Below are 23,996 nucleotides of genomic sequence, written 5' to 3'. Positions count from 1 at the left end.
GTTAAAGAATTAAAAAACCCGCCAATTGGCGGGTTTTTGTTTTTAAGCACAACAAGATTAATTAAAACGCATCGTTAGTTTAGTATAGAAATAACGACCACGAGGGTTATGTACGCTTGATACATAGCCATATAAGTCGCCATCGCCATCACCGATTGCAAACGGAGGTTCTTCATCAAACACGTTATTCACACCCACAGAAAGTTTGATTTTCTCTGAGAAATTATACGCTGTTTGTAAATCAACCAGCGTTTGTGAATCAACCATACGTGATGTGTTGCTATCAAAGTCTAAATTACCGTCAAAGTCGATATCTGGCGTATCTTCAAACTCGCCAGTGTAACTAACATTCACATTGGTATTGAAGTCACCCATTTCCCAGTTTGTTGAGAAAATCCAACGGTTTTCAGGATAACGATATTCGCCAGTGTAATCGCGGCCATCTTTCTTAAATTCGTTTTGGTAAGCCCATTCTAAATTGAATTTTAAGAAGCCGTAATCGTTCATCGCATGTGTGTAGTTAGCCGATACATCGACACCTGATACTTCTTGCGATGAGACGTTTTCAAAGGTGCTATAAACTTTTTGGATCACACCTAAGCTTTGACCATTTTGTGGTGCTAAACGCACGCAGACTGTGCTGTTTTGATCATTACAGTTTTCATCATAGATAGGGCCGAACTCTTGCTCGTCAATCTTATTATCTTGGGTAATGCTCCATACATCGACACCGAAACCAAATTCAGCAGTTGGTGCCCAAATGAATCCCACATTCCATGACTCTGACTCCTCAGCTTCAAGGTTCGGGTTACCCGCAAATTGGATATTGTAATCTAGAGCGTTACAGTCAAGCCCTGTTGCCTGACAGCGGTAAGTATCTACAAAGAATTGACTTTCTTCAGACGGACCTAAACCAATTTGTGCCAGTGAAGGCGCGCGGAAACCTTGAGCCCACGAACCACGAACAGTGATTGAATCAGTTGGTGCCCAGCGAACAGCTACTTTAGGGTTTGTAGTTGAGCCAAAATCGCTGTAGTCATCGTATCGACCAGCTAGTTGCAGTTCTAGGTTATCAGCCAGCGGAATTGAAAACTCAATGTAAGCTGCGTATTGGTCGCGTTCAGCAGCGGCTGATACAGACTCAGTACCAAAAATTAAACCACGCTGGAATTGGTCGTCTGGAATGTCGCTCACATCTTCTTCGCGGTACTCAATACCTGCAGCCATCATTACAACATCATCGCCAAAGCTAAATGCTTCACCACTGATATTTGCATCAAATGAGGTCATATGAGACTCACCACGACGCACTAAGCTTGTCGTAATACGGTCAATAACTGCTTGGTCATTATAGGTGCCACCAAATGGGTTATAATTACCAGCATCGATTTCTTGTTGTAGGAAATCAGTGCGCACCCAACCTTGGCTTCTATTACCTGTTTGCATTGATTCACTGCGACCTTTTTGAACTGCTGCTTCCCAGCTCCAATCACTGATCTCACCTTTGAGTCCGGCAACAAAGCGAAGCGTATCAGATTCAATATCCCATTGACGTGGGCCCGCATCTACGGTTCTGTAGCGACCAATTTCGATATCTTGGCCAAACGGGTTGTTAGGGTGGCTTGCAGGTACTGTAAGGCCGGCATCTTCATCAAGCGGGGTCGGTGCACCTGCTGCTTGCGACGTATTATGTTGTACTGCAACCTCTAAGAAAGCTGAAATACCATTGTCGAAGTTATATTCAAATTGTGAGATAGCACCGACACGCTCAGATGCTGGGGTTACGTAACCATACGGGCCGTAGTCAAATAAGCAGCTGCCACTTGCGGTTGCATTTTCTGCTGGGCAGGCTGGATCAATGGTTTTTTCACCATCTACATAGAAGTAGCCCGGGAAGCCACGCGATGAGCGAAAATCCATACCACCGTATGGTTCTTGGTTGGCAGTGCCTAGGCGGCCCATTTCATCAGATGAGAGTGCTGTGTTGTTAAAGTAATCAATAATAATTGATGCGCTGCTTTTCTCTGTACTAGTACCCCATACTAAACTTGCTGTTTTTTCTTCGTAGTTAGGACCATCAGTGCCGCCATATCCAAGGTTTACCTCTAGGCCGTTAATATCTTTCTTTAAGATAATATTAACTACACCAGCAACTGCATCAGAACCATAAATAGCTGATGCGCCATCCTTTAAAATATCGATACGCTCAATCGCAGAGACAGGAATTGAGTTGATATCAACAAATGAATTGGTAATGCTTTCTGCAAAAGCACTGATAGATACACGGCGTCCGTTAATTAGTACTAATGTAGCATCAGAGCCTAAGCCACGAAGACTGACTGCTGCAGCACCATTGGCCGTAGAGTCTTGGTTATTACCGCGAGTAGAAAAAGTACCATTACCGGCAACAGGCATACGCTCTAATAGTTGTTGTAGGTTGTCGTAGCCCATGTTATCGATGTCTGCACGACTGATTGATTGAACCGGTGATGGCCCCTCAATGTCCGAGCGCTTGATGCGAGAACCTGTAACTTCAATACGCTCGACCTTTTCAGCTCCATCTTCTTGTGCAGCAACAGACATAAAACTGGTGCCTGCTAATGCGGCAACTGTAAATGCGTAGAGAGGTCGTTGTATAAAGCGATGGGTGTTCTTCATATATTTCAATCCTTGTATAATTGTGAAAGTGTTGTGAATTAATCACGACAAAGATTGATACCATGTAAATGGCGGTGAATGAAATAGCAAAAAAGTATGGGTTTATTAAGATGTTAAGGTTCTTAAGTGGTAAGAGTCAGGACTGGTAGGGGGTACGAGCCTAACAAAAAGGTTAGGCTCATTTCATAAATTAAGCTTTATGTTTCATCAGGCGTTCTTTTTCACGCGCCCAGTCTTTATTTTTTCCGTCTTCACGTTTGTCGTGCATCTTTTTACCTTTAGCAAGGTGGAACTCCAACTTCACCCAGCATTTTTTCCAGTACATTGCAGTCGCGATTAATGAAAATCCGTCGCGTTCTGTTGCACCGATTAGACGATCGATTTCACGCTTATTTAAAAGTAACTTACGATAACGAAGTGGATCGCAGATTACATGAGTAGAAGCACTGTTGAGAGGCTGAATTTGACTGCCAAGTAAAAATGCTTCGCCGTTTTTAATGTGAATATAAGTCTCAGAGATGTTTACTTTACCAGCTCGGATACTTTTTACTTCCCAGCCCTGTAGTTCAACCCCTGCTTCGAACTTATCGTGTAAAAAATACTCATGACGCGCTTTTTTGTTAAGCGCGATGGTATTACTTGTCGATTTAGATGATTTTTTCTTAGCCATAGTGGCCCATATTATACGTAAAAACAGCGTTTTTACATCGCTTTTTTAAGGCTTTGCAGAAATTTTCGCGTCACTAAAATTTGGGGAAATAGCTAAAGCTTGCTAAAATTCGCCGACAAAGTTGGGAGTGAATATGCCGCAGATAGAAAAAAGTGCGCTGGTAATGTATAGCAGCAAAGAAATGTTTGATTTAGTGAATGATGTTGATGCTTATCCTGAGTTTTTACCACATTGTTCAGATGCAAAAATCATTACTCAGCAAGCCAGTGGCATGACGGCCAGTTTGGAGATCTCAAAAGCGGGTTTAAAAAAGTGGTTCACGACTGAAAATACTTTTATTGACGAACAAACGGTTGCCCTTCGCTTAGTTGATGGCCCTTTTAAAAAGTTGCAGGGTAAATGGCACTTTTTACCGCTGGACGATAAAGCATGTAAAGTGCAGCTTCACCTAGAATTTGAATTTGCCAGTAAACTCATTGAGCTTGCGTTTGGCAAAGTGTTTAACGAAGTGGCTAAGAACATGGTTAATGCATTTACACAACGCGCTAAAACGGTATACGGAGTTCGCCCATGATAACGGTAGAAGTGGTGTTTGCTTTACCAACAACAGCAACCAGTTTATTGGTAGAAGTGCCAGTAGGTACTACCGCTGAGCAAGCGGTGATTAAGTCGGGCATTATCGAGAAGTGCCCAGAAATAGACGCAAATAATTTGACGCTTGGGATTTGGAATCGTACTTGCAAACTGAATCAAGAAGTAAAAGATGGCGATCGTATTGAGATTTATCGACCTCTTATTGCTGATCCAAAGGATGCACGCAGGCGCCGTGCTGAAAAAGCCAAAGAAGAGGGCCGAGCTAATAAAATTACAGGCGGGCGTCCGCTTAATAAGGCATAAAAAAGGGTAGCCTAGGCTACCCTTAATAATTTGCGCTGCTATTACTCTTGTTCAAGCGGCGTATTAAATTCGCTAGGTTGTTCATAGTCACCCGATAACGAAACAAGCTTATCGTTTTCGAAGTTAATAGTGAGTGATTTACGTTGCTCGTTGCTACGACCAAGATTGAATACGTACAGGTAGTGCCAGGTATTTTTATCAAATGAGTCTTCAGCGACTGGCTTGCCTAGTACATACAGTACTTGCTCGCGCGTCATATTAACACGTAGCTTATCTACATCTGATTGCTCTAAGAAATTACCTTGAGGAATGTTGATTCGGTAAACCCAGCTTGAACACCCTGCTGTAGCACTTAAAGTAAGGGTAAGTACTAACCAAAAAGAAAAAGTTTTAAACGACTGCATTATTTGTTTGAATCCTTATTTTTTATACACTGCATGATACCGATTAGTCACTGAAGGTAAAACCCTTTTCAGTAATTGTTTTTACACAAATGCGATTAACAATCAAGAGGCACAAATTTGACCACAGCAAACCCAGAAAGTTTACAGCAGCCTATAAAAAACAATGATAATTCAGAGAGTCTGTGGCATTTGTACATAGTGCAAACACGTTTGGGTCATTGGTATACGGGGATCACCACCAATGTTGAAAAGCGATTTATGCAGCATCAAGCGGGAAAAGGGGCTAAAAACCTCAAAGGCAAGGGGCCTTTAACACTTATCTATCAACAGCAAGTGGGTAACCGTAGTGAAGCAACTAAACTTGAAATAAGCGTAAAAAAGCTTAGTAAAGCGCAAAAAAGGCAGTTTGTTTTAACGTCTGAGCTACCAAAGTAGCTAACTTGCAAGCTTTTCAATAAATAGGGCTATTTTCGCCATGGCATATTCGAACAATGTAAAGTCGATGTGCGCAGCTGTGTCGGTGCTCTGATGATGATGTTTATCGTGTCCGATGCCAAAGTAAATATAAGGGATCCCCGCTTTAGCAAACGAATAATGGTCACTTGCTCTGCGCCAATCAACTTTGAGATCAAATAATCGATTCAGCCTCGCCGAAGAGCTAGTTGCCATAAAGGTTAGCTGCTCATCAGACAAAGCTTTAATGTCATCTTTATAGTGCGCTAATGATTGCTTATCTAAAAACGCATAGATACGCGGTTTTCGTGGATTCACAACAAGCATATCTAAATTAATGTTAAGTTTTATTTTGTCTGTATTAAGTGTCGATACCAAGTAATCGCTACCATGTAGGCCATTTTCTTCGGCATCGGTTGCAACAAACATTAACTGATAGCGTTGAGGGCTTTGTGCAAAGTGGTCAGCTAAATAAAGTAAAGCTGCAACGCCGCTGGCGTTATCATTGGCACCCGGGTAAAGCCGACTGCCTTGTTGCCCAAGGTGGTCGTAATGGGCTGTAAAAATAATTTTTTTACACTTTTCACAAGGGCTATTTTTTATCGCAACAATGTTTCTCCCAACCGCCTCACTAAAGAAACCTGATTGATAAGTAAAAATTTGTTCATTTACTGAATAGCCAAGAGCGACAAAGCGCTCTGCTATGAAATCGGCGGCTAATTTAGCGCCCTCGGTATTCGTTTTTCGCCCAGCAAATTGAGGCGATGTTAGCGTTATAACGTCTTGTACTAAGTTTGTATTGGCAAAAGCGTGCCCTGTGCTTATCAGGGCAGCACTAGCGGTAATCAATAAGTTTTGCAGTATGCGAGCGAAGCGCTTGTAATTTACTTTCGTAACGCTGTTTATCATGATCAAAGTCAGCTTTATTGTTTGCCATAGTTAAATACTTTTTAGCCAGTTTTAAGTCACCCAATTGATAATAGGTTCTGGCTAAACCAAAATCAGTATCATGCAGGGTTGAATTTAAGTCATGGGCTTTTTTGTAGTGTTTTATGGCATCTTGGTAACGGCTGGTTGTATAGGCATCATTACCTAAAGAAATATGGTAATAAGGGTTTGCTTGGCGTTTCTTGTCAAGCATGGCTAATATAGCTTGGCCTTGCTCTTTACGATCGGTCAGGTTATAGAGTCTTGCTAAATTGCCTAGCGCGGTGTTGTTGTCAGGATCTAAACTAATCGCATACTGATAGGCTGTTTCAGCACTTTGGTAGTCACTCGTTAATCTGAATAATACCCCAAGGTTGCCCCATGCACCTGAGTAGTTGCTATCAATATCAACTGCTGCTTTGTAATAGCTAAAAGCAGTGTCGTAATCATGTTTTAACATCGCAGCTGCGCCCTTATTGTTATAAAACATCGCTGTGATGCGGGCTTTGTTGATGTTGCTGGTTTTAAACGCCTCTTGGCGACTGTTAGGGTCAAAGTCTATCACCAAAGAGCGCTCTTGAGGGTATATAACTTTACGATTTAACACTTGTTTTGTTGATTCACTCACTTTCAAATTAATATGCCCTGTGAGTAAGTTAAAACCATTATCCAGCGCCCAATACTCTGGGATATGCACTTTTTGAAATTGCCCTTCGAGGCCAAGGTAGTCAGCTAGGCTGTAGGCTAAAATCGATAACGATAAACAGTTAGCATTTAAATTTTCGTAGGCTTGATTGGCCGTTAAGGTCGCACCAGATTGATAAGATAAAGACGCATCGCCATTTTGCAATAGAAACCTGAGTAAGCCTTTAGTGCTTTGCAATGATCGACCATCTTTGGGAAAAGTACTGTCAAGTTGTTGTTTGACATGTTTGCTTAATGCAAAAACTTCTTGTTGGGTTTCAACTGAGGTTTGGGTAAACGTATTACTTTGCACCAAAGCAAGCGGTGGTGGGGCGGTGTTATTTTCTGTACTACTACACGCTGTTAATAAGCAAAAGCTTGAGGCGAAAACAATGCTAGGTAATTTCATTTGACCCTCTTAATTCTTGGCCTAATACCATTAAAGTATAGGCCGTGAATGAAAAAGGGTCAGGGTTAACTGTTACAAAACGTGTCAGCGTTTATCAAAAGTTGCAACAAGGTCATCAAGGGTTTGCGCACTGTTTGCTAAGTCTTTGATTGCTTGTTCACTATCAATTTGTTCACGCATAACGTTATCACTAATGTCACTTATTTGCTCAATGTTACGACCGACATCTGCCACTACATTACTTTGCTCTTCAGTTGCAGTTGCGATTAAGGTTGCCATATCGTTTATTTCATTGGCAGCATCGTTAATGGCATTAAGTAATTCAACAGAACTCTGCATTGCATCAACGCTCAATTGAGCTTGTGATTTCGAATGATTGATATGATTAACCACTAAATCAGACGTATTTGTTAGTTCACTGATCATGGTTTGAATTTCAGTTGTTGATTGCGACGTGCGATTTGCAAGCGCTCTAACTTCATCAGCTACAACAGCAAAGCCTCGACCGTGCTCACCCGCACGAGCAGACTCAATTGCCGCATTAAGTGCTAATAGGTTGGTTTGCTCCGAAATCCCTCTGATAGAGTCGACAATACTGGCAATCGCTTGTGTTTTGTTTGCCAGCTCGTTTACTTGCTCGGTGATATTATCGATATCACATGCCAATTCAATTATTGCTTCTTTACTTTGCGTTACCTGAGTATGGCTTTGTTCAGTGTTTTGCTTGCTATTCTCAGTGAGCTTAGCCGTGTTCGCTGCGCTTGAGGCAATTTCTTGCACTGTTGCACCCATTTCATTAATCGCCGCAGCAACCGAGATAGTTTGCTCTTTTTGATTATCAAGCGCCACTGAGTTCTTTTGTGCTTGCTGAAACACATGATCGGCGCTTTGTCTAATTTCACTACTTTCTTGAGCAACTTGGCTAATTGCAGTTTCAATCTTAGAGATAAATTGGTTAAAGCCCGCTGATAAGTTTGCAAGTTCAGGTTGCTCAGAGTCAGGAAGTCTATACGCTAAATTAGCATCACCAGAGCCTAAACGGGTGAACAACTCAGCCATTTTCGACAGCGGCGATGAAAGCGTACGTGCCAGTACTAAACCTGCAAAGCTTGCAATCAACGCAATCACAATTGCAAAGCTGATGATTTGCCATTGTAAAACTTGAATGCTCGAAAACACTTCGTGCTTTGGCACTTGGGCAATAACAAACAAATCAGTGTTTTTAATTGGGCTTGCCGCCACTAAGGTTGCTTCACCATTAAGATTGATTTCTTGTAAATTGAAGTCGCTTTGCGTTAGCAGAGTACGCGTGATACCCGTTTTATAAACGTCATCCAACTTAGCTTTAGCGACTTTGTTTTCGTCTTTATGCAGCTGAATTAGGCCGTTTTTATCTGCAACAAATACAAAACCGGTTTCTTCTATTTGAAAGCGTTTAAGCATGCCCTGCATATCGTCGATACTTTTTGCAAGGCCTGCTAAACCAATGCCATTAGTTTGCTGGTGGTTCACAAACATTTTTACATCAGTCGGTGACTCTTGATAGATACTGATCGAAAAGGGTTGTGCGGTGTTAGTAAACGCGAAAAACCAACCATCTTGCTCTTTAGTTAAAACGCGCAAGAAACCGTCTTGGTTCCAATATTGTGCTGTTTCACGGTTAGCCCAAGAAGCCGTTGCTAGATCGTACTGGGTAACAAGGCGGTTAAGCTCTTTTAGCAGTGTTTTATCATCTGTATTGCCAGAGTTAGCCCACTCTAATACAAACTCGTTACTGGAGAGTTGCTCAGCCGCACTGATCATTTGATTTATATCGTGGGTAATATAATTATCAATAGCTTGTAGTTTGCTTGGTAGTTCCGATTCAATCATTCGCTGTTCAATGATTTGTTTTGCACTGTATATCGCTGTTGCGCCGATTAACGCAGCAACAATGAGGGCGATAGAACTGCCAAGTAGGGTAATTTTTTTAGTGATGGTGAATTGATTTAACGCCATGAAAGTGTCTTAGTTTACAACATTTAAGTCAGTAATTTTAGCATACACTTTACAGATGACGAATCAATGTAGGGACAAAAAAAAAGCCCAAAGCATATAAGCAATTGGGCTTGGTTTCTAACAAGCGAAACTTACTTTCCAGGGTTAAACAATTTTCTTCATTGCTGACATGTAACCACGTAGTTTGCTACCAATGATTTCAACCGGGTGCTCGCGTAGTGCTTTATTCACGGCAATCAAGGTTTGGTTATCGACTTGGTTGCTCGCACTATCAAGACCTTTACCAATCACATCTGTATCGATGTCTTTCATAAAGTCTTGTAAAAGTGGTAAACACGCGTGGTTGTATAAGTAACAGCCATACTCTGCAGTATCTGAAATAGTTCGGTTCATTTCGAAAAGCTTCTTACGAGCAATAGTGTTTGCGATAAGCGGCGTTTCGTGTAGTGATTCATAGTAAGCAGATTCTGCGATGATACCTGCTGCAGTCATGGTTTCGAAGGCAAGCTCAACACCTGCTTTAACCATTGCAACCATTAAAATACCTTGGTCGAAGAATGCTTGCTCGCTGATTTCTTGGTCGGTATTTTGTTGCTTTTCGAATGCAGTTTCGGCAGTTTCTGCGCGCCATGAGAGTAATTTTGCGTCATCTTCAGCCCAATCAGCCATCATACCGCGTGAGAATTCGCCGCTGATGATATCGTCCATATGCTTGTTATAAAGTGGGCGCATGATTGTTTTAAGCTCTTCACTTAATTCAAATGCTTTCACTTTTGCTGGGTTTGATAAGCGGTCAAGCATGTTAGTTACACCACCATACTTAAGTGCTTCAGTGATCACTTCCCAACCATATTGGATTAGTTTTGACGCGTAACTTGCATCAATGCCTTTTTCGACCATTTTATCGAAGCAAAGTAGTGAACCAGTTTGTAACATGCCACATAGAATCGTCTGCTCACCCATTAAGTCAGATTTAACTTCTGCAATGAATGATGATTTTAGTACACCCGCACGATGACCACCGGTACCTGCTGCATACGCTTTAGCTTGCGCTAAACCATGGCCTTGAGGGTCGTTTTCTGGGTGAACCGCGATTAATGTTGGTACGCCAAAGCCACGTTTGTACTCTTCACGTACTTCTGAACCAGGGCACTTAGGTGCAACCATAATAACAGTTAGATCTTCACGGATTTGCATGCCTTCTTCAACAATGTTGAAGCCGTGTGAATAAGCAAGTGTTGCACCTTGTTTCATTAATGGCATGATGGCATTTACAACAGCCGTATGTTGTTTATCAGGTGTTAAGTTTAAAACTACATCTGCTGTTGGAATAAGCTCTTCATACGTGCCTACAGTAAAACCGTTTTCAGATGCGTTTAAGAAAGATTGACGGCGCTCAGTAATTGCTGATTCACGTAATGTATAAGAAACATCTAAGCCTGAGTCACGTAAATTTAAACCTTGGTTAAGGCCTTGTGCGCCACAACCGACAATAACGAGTTTTTTCCCTTTTAAAGCGTCTACACCATCAGCAAACTCTGCTGGGTCCATAAATTCACACTGCGCTAATTGCGCTAACTGCTCTCTCAAAGGAAGAGTATTAAAATAATTCGCCATTGTTAGTGTCCTATAAATACAATTTTGTTAGAAAATCAAAGAACCGACGTGATGTTCTTTGTATGTATTAACACTATGCAATTTTTTACCTTGCGTAAAATGATATATTTGAATTAAAGTATTTCATAAAATGAAATGGTGGCGGTATGGATCACAAACATCTTAATTACTTTTTAGCGTTAGCCAAGACGCTACACTTTGCCAGAGCGAGTGAGCTTTGCCATATCAGTGCGCCAACTTTGAGCCGTAATATTAAACAGCTCGAAGAAGAAGTTGGGGTGGTGTTGTTTAATCGGGATAATCGCACTGTCAAATTAACTCGCGAAGGTGAGTCATTCATTGAGTACGCAAATGCGACGCTGGCTAACTGGCATCGTTTTAAGGCTAATGTGCAAGAGCCGCAACAGCATGTTTATGGCAATGTCAGTATTTATTGCTCTGTAACTGCCTCATATAGTTTTTTACATCAAATACTCGAGCAATTGCGAATGCAACATCCATATATTGAAATTACCCTTAATACCGGTGATCCCGCTCTTGCAATAAACCGTGTTTTAGATGGCCATGAAGATATGGCAATTGCCGCAAAACCTTTAAAGCTACCTGGGCAAATTGCCTTTACCAGTGTCGGGTACTCACCATTAGTATTGATAGCACCAAAAATAACGTGCCCGATCAGCGAAAAGCTTTCTGCCAGTGAACAAATTGATTGGTCAGATTTAGAGTTTATTGTTGCTGAGCAAGGATTATCAAGGCAACGTCTTGAGCAGTGGTGGCGTAAAAAGAATATTCACGGCCGAATTTACGCTCAGGTTGCAGGCCATGAAGCGATGGTGTCTATGGTGAGCTTAGGTTTAGGTATTGCCATGGTGCCAAAGATAGTTTTGGACAACAGTCCGCTTAAAGATAAAGTGCAAATCGTAAGTGATGCTGAGCAGACTGTTGCTGGTTTCGAAATTGGTTTAGCTGTTTTGAATAAAGAGCGCCATGATCCTGCGCTCAATGCTATCTGGAGCATTGCTCAATCACTTACTCAGCAAGCTATTTAGCGTTAACGATTTGATGTTGGTATAAAAGGTTTAATTTTTGATAGTTATTTAGTATTGGTTTTTGCATTTATTTTTCGTGTTTTTTACTGGTTTTAAATGGATAAAATCCATTTTTATTGCTTTTTTTCAAGGTGTTGTTAACGTAATTTAAAATAATAAAATTTTCATGGCCTAGAATCATGATACTTTCTGCGCAAGCCGAGCATTCACTAAGTTATTCAAGTCACTGTTTAAAACAAGCTATTCCTCTCATGGTTAAGTACAAGATGCCAATAACACCGCTAAATTATGCGATTTGGTATGCGTATGTCAGCAATAAAACCCCCGAACTTAATGATGCTTTAGATAAAATTATTGATGAATTTAAAACGTGCAGCCACGAGCATGCTAAAGCGCTGTTCAACCAGTTTCTATCTAGTGATGATTTAGCATTGTTTTATCAGTTATCAGGTGGTTTTAATGATGTTGTTGGAAAGGTACATCAAGACATCAATGAAGCAATAAATTACTCAACAGAGTTTAACCAAACGCTTCAAGAATGCCATTTGAAACTAAAAAATGCAGATATCAGCCAAGAAACAGGCTTTGATGATGTACTTGATTGTGTAGAACGTCTAAGTGACGAGTCAGCGACCTTACAAAGTAGGGCACAGGACTTTCAAAATCAACTAGCACAAGCTTATGCAGAAATTACCGACTTAAAACAAGAGTTGATTAGGTCGAAAGATAAAGCGCAAAGAGATCCATTAACAGGGTTATTGAATCGTGGCAAGTTTGATGAAGATATAAAGCGTTTTTGTAAAAACAATGAATTAGCTCAAGTATCAGTATTAACCATGATAGATATTGATCATTTCAAATCATTTAATGATAACTTTGGACATCAAAAAGGGGACCAAGTATTACGAGCAGTGTCTGCTAAGCTATTAAAGCATGTTTCCAGTATTGGCCAAGTCTATCGTTACGGTGGTGAAGAATTTTGCTTTACGGCCCAGTTTGCAAGTATTAGTGATATGACTAATTTCACACAGCTACTTCGCCAAACTATCGCTAAATTACAAATCAAGAAGCCAAATTCTGATAAGGTGTTGAGTCAAGTAACGGCTAGTTTTGGTATTGCGATAAAAGCTAAAAATAGTAACCCTGAACAGCTCATTGCTAAAGCTGATAAGGCGCTTTACTTAGCTAAAGAACATGGTCGCAATCGCATAGAGATTGTCGAGGAGTAACAAACTTAATCGAAATATGTATCAAATTTGTGAATACTTGTAACCTGCTGAGGACAGTTTGTTCACATCTTGATATTATGCTGACATTGCAAAATTTTCTTTGGTCGTAAAATAATAATGAAGTTTCTAACGATCAGGTTCTGCGTAGTTTTCTATGCTTTGGCGCTAGTATGTGTGGGTCAAGCGTATGCTGATGATTCTACTCGCACTGAACGTGAAAGCCGTATGGCAAATCAACAAATTGATACTGAGCAGTGGCACTTAAGTGTTAATACTGGGGCTGGGGTAATTACAAACCCATTGCATGGAGGTGACAATTTACCTTTAATACTGCTACCAGAGGTTGCTTTTTATGGTGAACAATGGTTTTTTGATAATGGTCGCTTAGGCTATTCCCTTCATGAAAGCGACACACATGTTGTTAATATTGTCACTGAATTTAACCCCGAGACCCGTTTTTTTATAGATTTTCACCCTAGTAATGTATTTGCCTTGCAAACGTCAAATAGCTTCGTTGTTGAATCAACGAGTAGTGATGAATTAGTTGAAAAGTCTGTTGTCACAACAAATGACGTAAAAAAAAGACGCTGGGCTTTAGATGCGGGCTTGAGCTATCACTATATCCGCAGTAATCATGTATTCTCTGTTCAGGTTCTAGCTGATGTCTCCGGGGTTTATAAAGGGGCTCGCAGTGCCTTACAATGGCAATCTCACCATCAGTTAGGTCGTTTAAGTATCGCACCGAGCTTAGGTGTTTGGTATAAATCGAACGAATTAAATGATTATTTTTATGGTTTATCGGCCGAAGAATCATCATACGGAGAAATAGAGGTTGGCAGTAGCTGGCAACCTTATGCTAAAATCGACGCCCGTTGGCCTCTAGGTGAGACTAACTCTCTTCGTTTTCATTTAGCATATTATGACTACTCAGCCGTGGATGACAGTCCGCTTTTTGAACACACGTATTCGATGACTGCTTTTATAGGATTCAATCATATTTTTTAATATGAAGTATTTTGTTTTTAGTCTGTGTGTGTTTGTTGCTGTTATTTGGGCTCCCCCAAGCTATGCACAAGCGACTCAGTTTGATATCACACCAAAAGTGTGTGTTGTATTACAACAGCACGAATTTTGTGATCTTGAATTAAAAATTAGCTGGAAAACTGCTCAACCTCAAGATCTGTGTTTATACCAAAATAACCAGCAAATTCAATGCTGGACTGATAGTAATAATGGGCTTTATAGCCATAAAGCGCGGGTTCAGGTTGAAACAATATACTCCTTAGTCAATCCGCACACGGGGAGCAAAGTTGCGACCACAAAAGTCGAAGTGCAAAGCACTGAAGCAAAAACAACGAGGCGTAGGTTACGTTCACCGTGGAGCTTTTTTTAAATCAGGAGCAACCAATGGCAAAGATTTTACTTGTTGAAGATGATCTCGGCTTACAGCAGTTAACACGCGATTACCTTCAGCATAATGGATTGGATGTTGCGGTCCTTGAACGCGGCGATGAAGTTTTCGAATACCTTGAGAACAATCCAGTTGATTTAATGATTTTAGATGTCATGTTACCGGGTAAAGATGGCTTTAGTGTTTGCCGTCAGGTACGCGATAAATTCAACTTACCAATTCTAATGCTTACAGCAAAAGGTGAAGACTTTGATCAAGTAATTGGGCTTGAACTAGGTGCAGACGATTATGTTATTAAGCCTGCAGAACCACGCGTATTATTAGCGCGCATCAACGCATTGTTACGCCGTGGTCAAGCTACAAACAAAGCACCAGAAGAGCTTAGCTTTGGCGATTTAACCATTGATAAAACTAGCCGCATTGTTACACTTAAAGGCAGTGAAATTACACTGACTTCTCATGAATTTGAGCTGCTTTGGTTGCTTGCTTCAAATGCAGGTGAAGTGTTAAGTCGTGAGCATGTTCATCAACATATGATTGGTCGTCAATATGATGGTTTAGACCGAACCGTTGACGTACGTGTATCGCGTATCCGTAAGAAATTAGGTGATAACAGTGATAAACCATACCGAATTAAAACAGTTTGGGGGCAAGGTTACCTGTTCGTTTCTGATGCATGGGATATGTAATCATTAATGGGGAAACTGTTTGCTAGCTTATATCTTTACATAATAGTTTCTCTGTTTCTTGTTAGTGGGGTCATAGAGCAGTTATGGCCCTATGAAGACACACAGCAACAAATCGCTCTAGATCAAGAGTTTGGTAAATCATTATGGCTATTAAGTCAAACTGATAATGGCTTAGCTAAATTACAGCAAGAGTTTAATAGCGAGCTAATTGATTTAACTGATCTCGCTCTACCAACAAACCTCAAAACACAATTACAAAATGATCACTACCTGTATCTTTTTAATCAACAGCAGAAGGTAATTTGGTACATTACTATTAATGATACTCAGCTATTACAAGTTGGTCCACTCTCAATATCAAATCCTAACTTTAGCTCTGTTTGGCCCTATTTTTTATTACTAGCCATTATTGGTCTTCCTATTGGTCTTTGGAGCCTGTTACTTTGGCGAGACTTTAACAAACTCACTTTAGCTTGTGAGGCGGTAGGCGGCTCACAAGATTTCGAATTGCGTGATGCATCTAAATCATTTTTTTTGCCAATTACAGGCACGCTTAATGCTATGCAAGAGCGTATTCAGTACCTACTAGCTGCGCAGCAAGAACTGACTTCTTCTGTTTCTCATGAGTTTAGAACACCGTTGGCGCGTTTAAAGTTTGCCGTTGCTATGCTTGAAGAGCAAATTGAAAATGAGAAATCTTATAGTTATATAGATAATATGCAGGCTGATATTGCTGAGCTTGAAGCGCTAGTGTCTGAGATGCTTGAATACGCACGACTTGATTCGCATCAACCAAGCTTAAAGCCACGTTCGTGTGACCTTACAGCGCTTATTAACAGTGTCGTGAATAAGCTCGAATTTGCTACTGATATCGATGTAGCAGTGAGTGCGCCTAGGCAGCTTTACTATGAGTGTGACGAGCATTTTATGGCGCGTTGTATTCAAAATTTATTAGGCAATGCACAAAAATACGCAAACCATAAAATTCATGTCAGCCTTGAAGAGTTGGGTGATTCAATACAAATAAGTGTTGAAGACGACGGCCCAGGGATAGCTAAGTCTGAGTGGCAAAGTATTTTTAAGCCATTTACTCGTCTAGATAAAAGCCGTGACAAGAAAACTGGCGGCTTTGGCTTAGGCCTTGCGATTGTTGCTAAAATTGTTAGTTGGCATCAAGGGCAGTCTGAGGTGTGTGATTCACCATTAGGTGGAGCTAAATTTACTATTCATTTATTTAAAAGTAACTCGCTTTAAATTACAGGGATAAAAAAAGCGCCTAGGGCGCTTTTTAAAGATTAAAACCAAAAATAAACAAGTAGCAAAGTAATAGACCGCACCAATTTATAAAAGTTCGTAAAAAGTTTAATTATTTTCATTTAATAATGGCATGAGCATTTTTTCTAGGCCATTTAGCTTCACTTCATACATCATCGCCAGTTGTGCTCCTAATTTAGAGTCTGGAAATCCTTGCTGTTTAAACCAAACTAAATAAGGCTCAGGGAGTAACAATAAAGGGCGGCCAGCATACTTTCCAAATGGCATCTTAGTATTTATGGCACGTTTGAGTTCAGCTGTATCCATCTTTATCTCAAAGAAATTTTAAAGCTAGATGATACGGTAAAAATAAGAGAGAAAATAGGCTGTGACGGGCAAGAAACAGCCTATTTAGTGAGGGAGGTAGGCCCTCAGAATAGATACTACTAGAGTAATGCCTAGTAGTTAGTGTAATTGATATCGAGGTTTTTTTGAAAAACCGAGCTGTTGCAATTGCAATGCAATAGACGGATCATCAATTCTTTCTGGTGTTTCTGCATCTCTCAGAAAGTGATCATTAGGTACCTGATAGATATCGAGCATCTTGTTAAAAAGCACCTCCCTTATATCCATTGGGGTCATGCCATTTTGTTGTAATTCATCAAGCTGCTGCTGAATGTCTGAAAGTTTCCCAGAACGCGCATCATCCGTGTCTGCCAAAACTTCGTTGGTAAACTTATTCTTCATTTAAACAACCCTAATCAGTTTACAGTTACGCATATGCTAGTCGTAATATGCTTATACTGTGTCACTTCTTTGTGTTAAAAATAGATACTAAGCTATTAGTACTCTTAGGATTCTACTCTTTTTTTATTGGTGATTGCTAATCTACATGTAAAGCTTTGTAAATAGAGTTGACCTAATAAAGGGAACTAAAAAACAGGTGATTTTAACCTGACTATGCAACTTGCTGAAAATTTTAGAGATAATTATTGGCACCATCCTTAAGTACCAATAATTATTTTAGGTGCTAAGAAAAAAGTTTTTGCTTTACATGCTCTGCAAAACCACTTCCTGCCTCTAAATAAAAGTTATAAGTAGAGTCAACGCCCATATCTTCTAGTTCTTTTTGCTGATCTGGATAATTGGCAATTGCAGTAACTTGTCCTTGGTAACCTGAGGCTCGTAGTTGCTCCAAAGCAAAAATATTCTGCATATGTTTAGGCATAGCGAGCATTACCATACCGACATGTGAATGATTTACACGTTGCCAAAAATCAGGATCTGTTGCATCAGCGAGTAATACCCGACGACCGCGTTTGATGTGCTTTTCTACTACATCAGGTTTGATATCAATACCCGCGACAAGATTTGGATGGGTTTGGCTAATCGTTTCATAAGCACCCGTGCCAATACGGCCCATGCCAAATATCACGATTTTAGTATCATTTAAATTAACAGGTAGTTCCTCAGCAAGACGGCTGTCACTTTCAAATTTAAGTAGCCAATGTTCGATTTTGACATAAATCTCATTAGATCGTTTGTTAAGAGGCGAGGCTAAAACAAATGTGATTGAAACTGCAATAGCCATAACTGCCAGCCATTCAGAAGTAATTAAATTGCTGGTAGCTGCAACTGCGCAAACGATCAGGCCAAACTCACTGTAATTGGCTAAGCTAAATGCACTTAATAACGAAGTACGAGCACGTAACTTAAATGCGTTTGTCAGTACATAATAAAGTGCAACTTTTAGTGGCAAGACGAGTATAATGATAAGTGCAACAATCACTGCGTGACTTGTCAGTTCGGCATTCAAACCAATATTTAAGAAAAAGCCAACCAGTAACACATCTTTTAAATTCAGTAATGATTTTGATAACTCACCTGCTTTTTTGTGTGATGCGAACATCATACCGATAATCAACGCACCTAAATCACCTTTAAGACCTGCAAATTCAAATGCTTGGTAACCTAAAACTAGTGCAAAGAAAAACCCGAATAAAGGTAATAGTTCACCGTGTTTTGAGCGATTTAATACCCAAAACATTACTGGACGTAAAATAGGCAATCCCACTAATAATGCCAGTGCCCACATGTTCGGTGCTTTACCTGTACTGATGGCTAAGAAGATAACAGCGAAGATATCTTGCATAACTAGAATGCCAATGGCGATTTTACCATGCAGGCTTGCCATCTCACCGCGTTCTTCCAATACTTTTACGGCAAATACGGTACTTGAAAAGCTAAAAGCAAAGCCGACTAACAATGCACTTTGCCAAGTAAGTTCACTAAATAAAGGCAGTGCAAGGGCACCTAGCAGTAACATAAAACCACTAAACAGCGTGCTGCTCAGAACAATGTGCATTGAGGCAGGCGCCCACACTTGCGGTTTCATTAAATTAGACACTTTAAGTTTTAGACCTATGCTAAAAAGTAATAGTGTTACACCGAGGTTTGCTAATGTATTTAGTAGTTCGGTTGTTTTATAGCCATAAAGATTAAGCGCAAAGCCTGCTAATAAAAAGCCGATGAGAGGAGGTAGCTTTAATTGATAAATGGCAAAGCCAAACACGAAAGCGGTAGCAAAGTAGATAAGTTCCATAATTGTTCTTTTAGCTTCATTTGCTAGCAGTGTAGCGAAATATTCGTTATTGGAAAACAATATCGAGCAAGAAGAGTTCAAAAAATAAGCACTTATCCATGATTTATTGATTAATCCGCCAAAAGCAACATTTTTTCGCTGACAATAGCTTTTAATTGTGGTTAAGATGCATTAACAAAGGAATTTAAGCCATAACTAAGAAGCTGGCTTAAGGAGAATAGATGTTTAAGAAAATCCTTGCATCAGTAGGTATTGGTGCAGCAAAAGTTGACACTGTACTTGAGACAGAGCATTTACAACCTGGTCAAAAATTTAATGCCGTGATAGTCATCAAAGGTGGTGATGTTGATCAAGAAATTTCGGGTTTAGACCTAGCACTTATGACCCGTGTGAAAGTTGAAAGTGATGACGGTGAGTATTTTACAAACCATGTGATAGAAAAATGGCGAATTACAGATATTGGCATGATTGCGGCGGGCGCTGAAAAGCATATCCCATTCGAAGCTCGCCTACATTCTGAAACCCCGATCACTGAAATTAACGCTGGTTATAACCAATCGCATGTTTGGCTTGAAACAGGCTTAGACATTGATCTAGCCCTTGATCCAACTGATCGTGATGCATTACACATTTATCCTAATGACGCTGTAAGCACGTTAATGGAAGCGATGGATAGACTTGGTTTTAGCTTAGTGAAAGCAGATGTAGAAAAGGGTTATTTAAAAGCGCCTACTTTTCAATCGCATTCAGGCTGTTACCAAGAACTTGAATATCGTCCAAATAGCCGAAGCCTATTTGGCTTACAAGAGATTGAGTTGTCGTTTGTGCCTGAAGCGCATAAAACTCATGTACTCATTGAGCTTGATCGTGCCTTTAGAGGCGATGGTTATGTCGATTTAACGATTGAGCATGATCATGTAAATCTATCGCAGTTGTGTGATCAGCTAGAACGATTATTTGCTTAAAGGTTAACGACTGAATAACGAGTTAAAACCCAGCTATGGCTGGGTTTTTTGTCTTCATTAAGGAGCATTATGTTTTCTATTAAAAGTTATAACGAACTCAGTAAAGATGAGTTATTTGCCATTTTACGGGCGCGGGTTGATGTATTTGTGGTAGAGCAAACTTGCCCTTACCCAGAAATTGACGAAGTGGATAACAATGCACTGACCCAACACGTGTTCTTGTTTAAAGGTCATCAGGTGGCAGCCTATGCACGATGCTATAAAAAGAATGAGCAATTTAGCGCATTTGGTCGAGTGCTGGTTGCAGAGCAATTTCGTGGTGAAGGACTCGCAAGCAAGCTGGTGCAAATCGCGATTGATACATGTAAGACGCATTGGCCTGATAAAGCGATTATGATTGGTGCTCAGTGTTATCTAACAGGGTTTTATCAGCAATTTGGTTTTGAAAATGTAGGGAATGATTACTTAGAAGATGGTATTCCACATCAGGATATGTGTTTGAAGTAGCCTATGGGGCCACTTCAAACATAAATGCTTACTAGCTTAACAAAGAGTTCGCGAATACGAGTGCAATGGCGAGTGGGCAAATAAACTTGATATACCATGGCCATACTTTCCAAAAGAAACTACTAGCAGCTTCTGGGCACCCTTGTTGAATTTCTTTTAGTAACGACCCGCGATGCCAAATCCAACCAACAAAAATACAACACATTAAGCCTAGAATAGGTTGACCAATCTTAGTTGTTAAGGTGATCACAAAACCAAACAAGGTGCCTAGGTTAAAGACAATTGTAAAACTGATAAGGGCAATAATACCGCCAATGATCCAAGTCGCTTGTACTCGCTTTAGCGCAAAACGTTCAACAGCATAAGAAACAGGTGCTTCTAGCATCGAAATTGATGACGTTAATGCTGCAATACTCATTAACGCGAAAAAAGCAAAACCAACAAAAATACCCACATCACCCATGCTGGTGAAAAGCGCCGGTAGCACTTGGAATACTAAGGTATCTTCTGAAAGTAGTGCACCTTCTGCAGAGAAAATCTCAACACCTTGTGCCTGGGCTACATACATCGCAGGAATAATAAGTAAACCGGCAACAAATGCAATGAACACATCGATTAAAGTCACATAAGCGCCTAACGATACTAAGTTCTCCTTTTTGCTGATGTATGAGCCGTAGATGATCATTACGCTGGTACCAAGCGATAGTGAGAAAAATGCTTGCCCTAACGCATTCACTAATAACTCAGGGTTTAAAATCGATGAAAAGTCTGGCACTAAATACGCTTTTAGGCCTGCCATTGCGCCATCTTGAGTCATTACATAGATGATCAGCATAAACAAAATACCTAACAGGGCAGGCATTAAGCGCTTCGACCATTTTTCAATGCCGTTTTCGACGCCTTTAGAGATAATCGCAACGGTTAAAATAATAAATGTAGCAGTAAATATAAGGTTTCTTGATAGTGACTGCTCACTAAGCCAAGTGCTAGCTTGCTCTTGCCCCACTAATTGTGCTGCGGGTTCGAGTGTAGCGCTCAGCATCCAGCCAGCCACTATCGCATAGAAGCTTAGGATTAGGCCCGCACAAATAATACCGCCAAAGCCAACTATGAAGGCAAACTTTTTTTGCCATACTTGATTTGTTACTTTTCGAAGTGAAGTGACAGCATTTGCTTGACCATGACGACCAATCACTAACTCAGCCATTAAAGCAGGATAAGCAAGACAAAATGCTAACACTAAATAAGCCACTAAAAATGCGGCACCGCCATTACTTGCAGTTTGTGTTGGGAAACCCCAAATATTTCCTAAGCCAACAGCAGAGCCTGCTGCAGCCATAATAAATCCAAAGCGGGAGCTGAACTCCCCACGTGATGCGCTCATATTGTTGTTACTTCTCTATTTGTGACGGCGCTGACAATCTACTTTAATTAACGCTAAATAAAAAGGGTTAATCTAGGTCAAATTCGTTCTATATATTGTTATCTTTGAAGTCAGCGTACATTTCGTGCAATTGTTCTCTACAATACGAGACAATTAACGTAATTGAAACATGTTTAAAGGCTTTTATTTTGAATTGAAAGAGTAAAACACGCGCCTCTGAGCTGTTCGCTCTTTGTAACGCTGACGGTGCCGTGGTGCCAGTCAGCAACTTTAGCGACAATGGCTAAACCTAGCCCGTAGCTTTCTCCATCCCGATTTCGATGTGTTTGTTCTTGGAAAAATGGACTAAATACTTTTTGCCAGTTTTGTTCGCTGACACCCGGGCCGTCATCTTCAATCTTTATGGTAACGAGTTCACTGGTACTGGTTGCACTGAGTAAAATTTCAGATTCAGCAAAGTCGCAAGCATTACTTAATAAATTAACAATGGCCCGAGCTAACCAGTGCAAATCAGCACAAATATCATCGCCTTCAACGCGGTGATTAATGCGTAAGCCATGTTGTTCTACTTTAGGTTCAATTTGATGAATGAGTGTAAGGATGTAGGTTTCTAAATCAGAATGATTGAAGGTCAATTGATTCGCTTTTTGCTCAAGGGTAGCAAATGCCAGATAACTCTTTAGCATTGACTCCATTTGATCTAAGTCGTTTTCCATGCGAGCAAGATACTCAAGGCGCTTTTCTTCACTACTACAATCTTGCGCTGCTTCAAGACCAAACCGCAAGCAGGCGATAGGTGTGCGAATATCGTGAGATAAACTCGATGCCATCAACTTATTCTCATCAAGCAGTTTTTCGATTTGGCTAGCCATACGGTTGAATGTTAGCTCAACATCTTTGATATAGGTAAAATGAGATAAGTGAATACGACTTTTTAAATCGCCTTTGGCAAAGCGTTTTGCTGCTTCGTTTAAAACGGTTAAACGCTTAGCTAGTGGCGCAATGATAAAGCCCATAAATACGCATAACCCAGCGTAGAACAACAAGGTGAGTAACACATCGTTGCCTTGTTCGTGTGTTAAGTCTTTATCTAAACGCATTTTTAAGTGGTGCGTGCCTAAAGCGGCTTCACTATAAAGTAAATAGTAGCCTTGTTGATCTTCGAGGATCAGACCGCTAGGTTGGGTCATTTGTGCTAACAATGAATGAGGTAGCGCAAGCGATTGCGTCGGGCGATACTCAAGTTGCACTGCAAAGTCTTGATTAATATCCGTGATAGCTTGCTCGCGCTGTTTAGCGTCAAGCTTGGCGATTTGTTTTGCAAACCCTTTAATCATTTGTGTTTCGCTAGAAAACACATCTTGAGGAGCTTGGGTTTGCTGACTGAAAGCATCAATTAGCCAACCCAAAACAATGATTGAAAGTAAAGCACTACCAAGTAGCGAAAGATAAAACTTTTTCACAGGCGCTCAATGCTATTGCCATGCCGTGGCAACAAGTAAATAGCCTTTGCCCCAGATGGTTTTAATTTTTTCAGGGTGTTGTGGGTCATCATTAAATTTTTTACGTAACGATGAAATGAGCACATCCACACTTCTGTCTAAGCCATCATACTCTCGACCTTTCGTCGCTTTAAACACAGAGTCGCGGGATACAACTTGGCCTGCATTACTTGCTAAGTAATGGAGTAGAAGGTATTCAGCACTTGAAATATGAACTTCTTCATCTGCCAAGTAAACGGTACGTGATTCAGTATTAATTGATAACTTACCCACATTTATTAGTTCAGAGTTGGCTGTTGACTCTTGCGTATCAGTTTTAGAGCGCAGTGCCGCTTTAATACGTGCTAATAATGCACGGGGACGAACGGGCTTCATCATATAATCGCTTGCACCCACTTCAAGGCCAATCACTTCATCCATTTCATCATCACGAGCGGTTAGCATAATAATTGGGGCTTGATAAAACTGCCTTAAGTCACGGCACACACTAATACCGTCTTGCCCTGGTAGCATAATATCTAACAAAACCAAGTCTGGGTTTGTTTTACGTACTTGCTCAACAACTTGGTCACCGCGTTGACATAGTGTTGTTTGGTAGCCTTGTTCGATTAAATATTCTGCAACCCAGTTGGCAAGAGATATATCATCTTCAACCAATAAGATGGTCCCATAATGTTCCATTATTCA

The 23,996-nt window shown here is 40.5% G+C and carries 24 protein-coding genes; 11 read left to right on the top strand and 13 right to left on the bottom strand.

All coding sequences use genetic code 11. The annotated features are described in order from the left end of the window. Nucleotides 1-57 precede the first annotated feature (57 nt). A complete protein-coding gene (locus tag BIZ38_RS08580; protein ID WP_262387587.1) occupies nucleotides 58-2,583 on the bottom strand; it encodes a TonB-dependent receptor in 2,526 nt (841 codons plus the stop codon). Nucleotides 2,584-2,848: 265 nt separating this feature from the next. Continuing rightward, entirely contained in the window at nucleotides 2,849-3,328 is a 480-nt protein-coding gene (smpB, locus tag BIZ38_RS08575) for an SsrA-binding protein SmpB (RefSeq protein ID WP_063700124.1), read from the bottom strand. Between the two features lie 133 nt (nucleotides 3,329-3,461). Here smpB and BIZ38_RS08570 point away from each other — a divergent pair, with 133 nt between their 5' ends. After that, on the top strand, nucleotides 3,462-3,902 hold the full coding sequence (locus BIZ38_RS08570) for a type II toxin-antitoxin system RatA family toxin (protein ID WP_054551726.1): 441 nt from the start codon (nucleotides 3,462-3,464) through the stop codon (nucleotides 3,900-3,902). Beyond that, entirely contained in the window at nucleotides 3,899-4,225 is a 327-nt protein-coding gene (locus BIZ38_RS08565) for an RnfH family protein (protein ID WP_138601550.1), read from the top strand. The genes BIZ38_RS08570 and BIZ38_RS08565 overlap by 4 nt, the downstream gene beginning before the upstream one ends. A 41-nt stretch (nucleotides 4,226-4,266) precedes the next feature. Here the strand turns inward: BIZ38_RS08565 and BIZ38_RS08560 are convergent, their stop codons facing one another. Continuing rightward, a complete protein-coding gene (locus BIZ38_RS08560; protein ID WP_054551724.1) occupies nucleotides 4,267-4,629 on the bottom strand; it encodes an outer membrane protein assembly factor BamE in 363 nt (120 codons plus the stop codon). Nucleotides 4,630-4,746: 117 nt separating this feature from the next. Between BIZ38_RS08560 and BIZ38_RS08555 the strand changes: the two genes are divergently transcribed. Then, complete coding sequence (locus BIZ38_RS08555; protein WP_054551723.1) at nucleotides 4,747-5,064, top strand: GIY-YIG nuclease family protein; 318 nt, start codon at nucleotides 4,747-4,749, stop codon at nucleotides 5,062-5,064. Here BIZ38_RS08555 and BIZ38_RS08550 read toward each other — a convergent pair whose 3' ends face one another. From BIZ38_RS08550 to ilvC, 4 genes are all read right to left on the bottom strand, one after another. Beyond that, nucleotides 5,065-5,931: a M20/M25/M40 family metallo-hydrolase gene (locus BIZ38_RS08550; protein ID WP_187490117.1), complete on the bottom strand. Its 867-nt coding sequence runs from the start codon at nucleotides 5,929-5,931 to the stop codon at nucleotides 5,065-5,067. Further along, the gene (locus tag BIZ38_RS08545; protein WP_187490116.1) at nucleotides 5,918-7,102 is read right to left on the bottom strand and encodes a tetratricopeptide repeat protein; all 1,185 of its coding nucleotides are present in this window, start codon (nucleotides 7,100-7,102) and stop codon (nucleotides 5,918-5,920) included. The genes BIZ38_RS08550 and BIZ38_RS08545 overlap by 14 nt, the downstream gene beginning before the upstream one ends. Before the next feature lie 84 nt (nucleotides 7,103-7,186). After that, nucleotides 7,187-9,100 (bottom strand): methyl-accepting chemotaxis protein, encoded by a 1,914-nt coding sequence (locus BIZ38_RS08540; RefSeq protein ID WP_054551720.1) that lies wholly within the window; start codon nucleotides 9,098-9,100, stop codon nucleotides 7,187-7,189. A 144-nt stretch (nucleotides 9,101-9,244) separates the two neighbouring features. Then, on the bottom strand, nucleotides 9,245-10,717 hold the full coding sequence (ilvC, locus tag BIZ38_RS08535; protein WP_138601558.1) for a ketol-acid reductoisomerase: 1,473 nt from the start codon (nucleotides 10,715-10,717) through the stop codon (nucleotides 9,245-9,247). Between the two features lie 146 nt (nucleotides 10,718-10,863). Between ilvC and ilvY the strand changes: the two genes are divergently transcribed. The 6 genes from ilvY to BIZ38_RS08505 all read left to right on the top strand — a co-directional run bounded on the left by ilvY (nucleotide 10,864) and on the right by BIZ38_RS08505 (nucleotide 16,349). Then, nucleotides 10,864-11,766: an HTH-type transcriptional activator IlvY gene (gene ilvY / locus BIZ38_RS08530; protein ID WP_187490115.1), complete on the top strand. Its 903-nt coding sequence runs from the start codon at nucleotides 10,864-10,866 to the stop codon at nucleotides 11,764-11,766. A gap of 179 nt (nucleotides 11,767-11,945) precedes the next feature. Next, nucleotides 11,946-12,995, top strand: coding sequence for a GGDEF domain-containing protein (locus tag BIZ38_RS08525; RefSeq protein ID WP_054551717.1), 1,050 nt, complete (start codon nucleotides 11,946-11,948; stop codon nucleotides 12,993-12,995). A 225-nt stretch (nucleotides 12,996-13,220) separates the two neighbouring features. Continuing rightward, nucleotides 13,221-14,000: a MipA/OmpV family protein gene (locus tag BIZ38_RS08520; protein ID WP_138617086.1), complete on the top strand. Its 780-nt coding sequence runs from the start codon at nucleotides 13,221-13,223 to the stop codon at nucleotides 13,998-14,000. A 1-nt stretch (nucleotide 14,001) separates the two neighbouring features. Continuing rightward, nucleotides 14,002-14,388 carry a DUF3019 domain-containing protein gene (locus BIZ38_RS08515; protein WP_054551716.1) on the top strand — a complete coding sequence of 129 codons (387 nt, stop codon included), beginning with the start codon at nucleotides 14,002-14,004 and terminating at the stop codon, nucleotides 14,386-14,388. A gap of 14 nt (nucleotides 14,389-14,402) precedes the next feature. Further along, nucleotides 14,403-15,095 (top strand): response regulator, encoded by a 693-nt coding sequence (locus tag BIZ38_RS08510; RefSeq protein WP_054551952.1) that lies wholly within the window; start codon nucleotides 14,403-14,405, stop codon nucleotides 15,093-15,095. 6 nt (nucleotides 15,096-15,101) lie between these two features. After that, nucleotides 15,102-16,349 carry an ATP-binding protein gene (locus BIZ38_RS08505; protein WP_187490114.1) on the top strand — a complete coding sequence of 416 codons (1,248 nt, stop codon included), beginning with the start codon at nucleotides 15,102-15,104 and terminating at the stop codon, nucleotides 16,347-16,349. A gap of 108 nt (nucleotides 16,350-16,457) precedes the next feature. Here BIZ38_RS08505 and BIZ38_RS08500 read toward each other — a convergent pair whose 3' ends face one another. The 3 genes from BIZ38_RS08500 to BIZ38_RS08490 form a co-directional block, all read right to left on the bottom strand. Further along, nucleotides 16,458-16,676, bottom strand: coding sequence for a DUF3820 family protein (locus tag BIZ38_RS08500; RefSeq protein ID WP_054551714.1), 219 nt, complete (start codon nucleotides 16,674-16,676; stop codon nucleotides 16,458-16,460). Between the two features lie 138 nt (nucleotides 16,677-16,814). Continuing rightward, nucleotides 16,815-17,096 (bottom strand): hypothetical protein, encoded by a 282-nt coding sequence (locus BIZ38_RS08495; protein ID WP_187490113.1) that lies wholly within the window; start codon nucleotides 17,094-17,096, stop codon nucleotides 16,815-16,817. Nucleotides 17,097-17,379: 283 nt separating this feature from the next. After that, entirely contained in the window at nucleotides 17,380-18,951 is a 1,572-nt protein-coding gene (locus BIZ38_RS08490) for a cation:proton antiporter family protein (RefSeq protein WP_054551712.1), read from the bottom strand. A 221-nt stretch (nucleotides 18,952-19,172) separates the two neighbouring features. Between BIZ38_RS08490 and BIZ38_RS08485 the strand changes: the two genes are divergently transcribed. Together BIZ38_RS08485 and BIZ38_RS08480 are read left to right on the top strand one after the other, a co-directional pair. Then, the gene (locus BIZ38_RS08485; RefSeq protein WP_054551711.1) at nucleotides 19,173-19,916 is read left to right on the top strand and encodes a sporulation protein; all 744 of its coding nucleotides are present in this window, start codon (nucleotides 19,173-19,175) and stop codon (nucleotides 19,914-19,916) included. A gap of 66 nt (nucleotides 19,917-19,982) precedes the next feature. Beyond that, a complete protein-coding gene (locus BIZ38_RS08480; protein ID WP_410445891.1) occupies nucleotides 19,983-20,423 on the top strand; it encodes a GNAT family N-acetyltransferase in 441 nt (146 codons plus the stop codon). A 31-nt stretch (nucleotides 20,424-20,454) separates the two neighbouring features. On the opposite strand, the gene BIZ38_RS08475 is transcribed toward BIZ38_RS08480, so the two are convergent. From BIZ38_RS08475 to BIZ38_RS08465, 3 genes are all read right to left on the bottom strand, one after another. Further along, nucleotides 20,455-21,807, bottom strand: a complete 1,353-nt coding sequence (locus BIZ38_RS08475) for a sodium-dependent transporter (RefSeq protein ID WP_187490111.1) — start codon at nucleotides 21,805-21,807, stop codon at nucleotides 20,455-20,457. A gap of 173 nt (nucleotides 21,808-21,980) precedes the next feature. Further along, nucleotides 21,981-23,270 carry an ATP-binding protein gene (locus BIZ38_RS08470; RefSeq protein WP_187490110.1) on the bottom strand — a complete coding sequence of 430 codons (1,290 nt, stop codon included), beginning with the start codon at nucleotides 23,268-23,270 and terminating at the stop codon, nucleotides 21,981-21,983. Between the two features lie 12 nt (nucleotides 23,271-23,282). Beyond that, on the bottom strand, nucleotides 23,283-23,990 hold the full coding sequence (locus BIZ38_RS08465; RefSeq protein WP_054551708.1) for a response regulator transcription factor: 708 nt from the start codon (nucleotides 23,988-23,990) through the stop codon (nucleotides 23,283-23,285). Between the last annotated feature and the right edge of the window lie 6 nt (nucleotides 23,991-23,996).

This window comes from Pseudoalteromonas sp. BZK2 (assembly GCF_014349195.1).
Taxonomy (GTDB): Bacteria; Pseudomonadota; Gammaproteobacteria; order Enterobacterales; family Alteromonadaceae; genus Pseudoalteromonas; species Pseudoalteromonas simplex.
The sequence above is the reverse complement of the archived record's forward strand: the minus strand, read 5'-3'. Positions and strand labels throughout refer to the sequence as shown.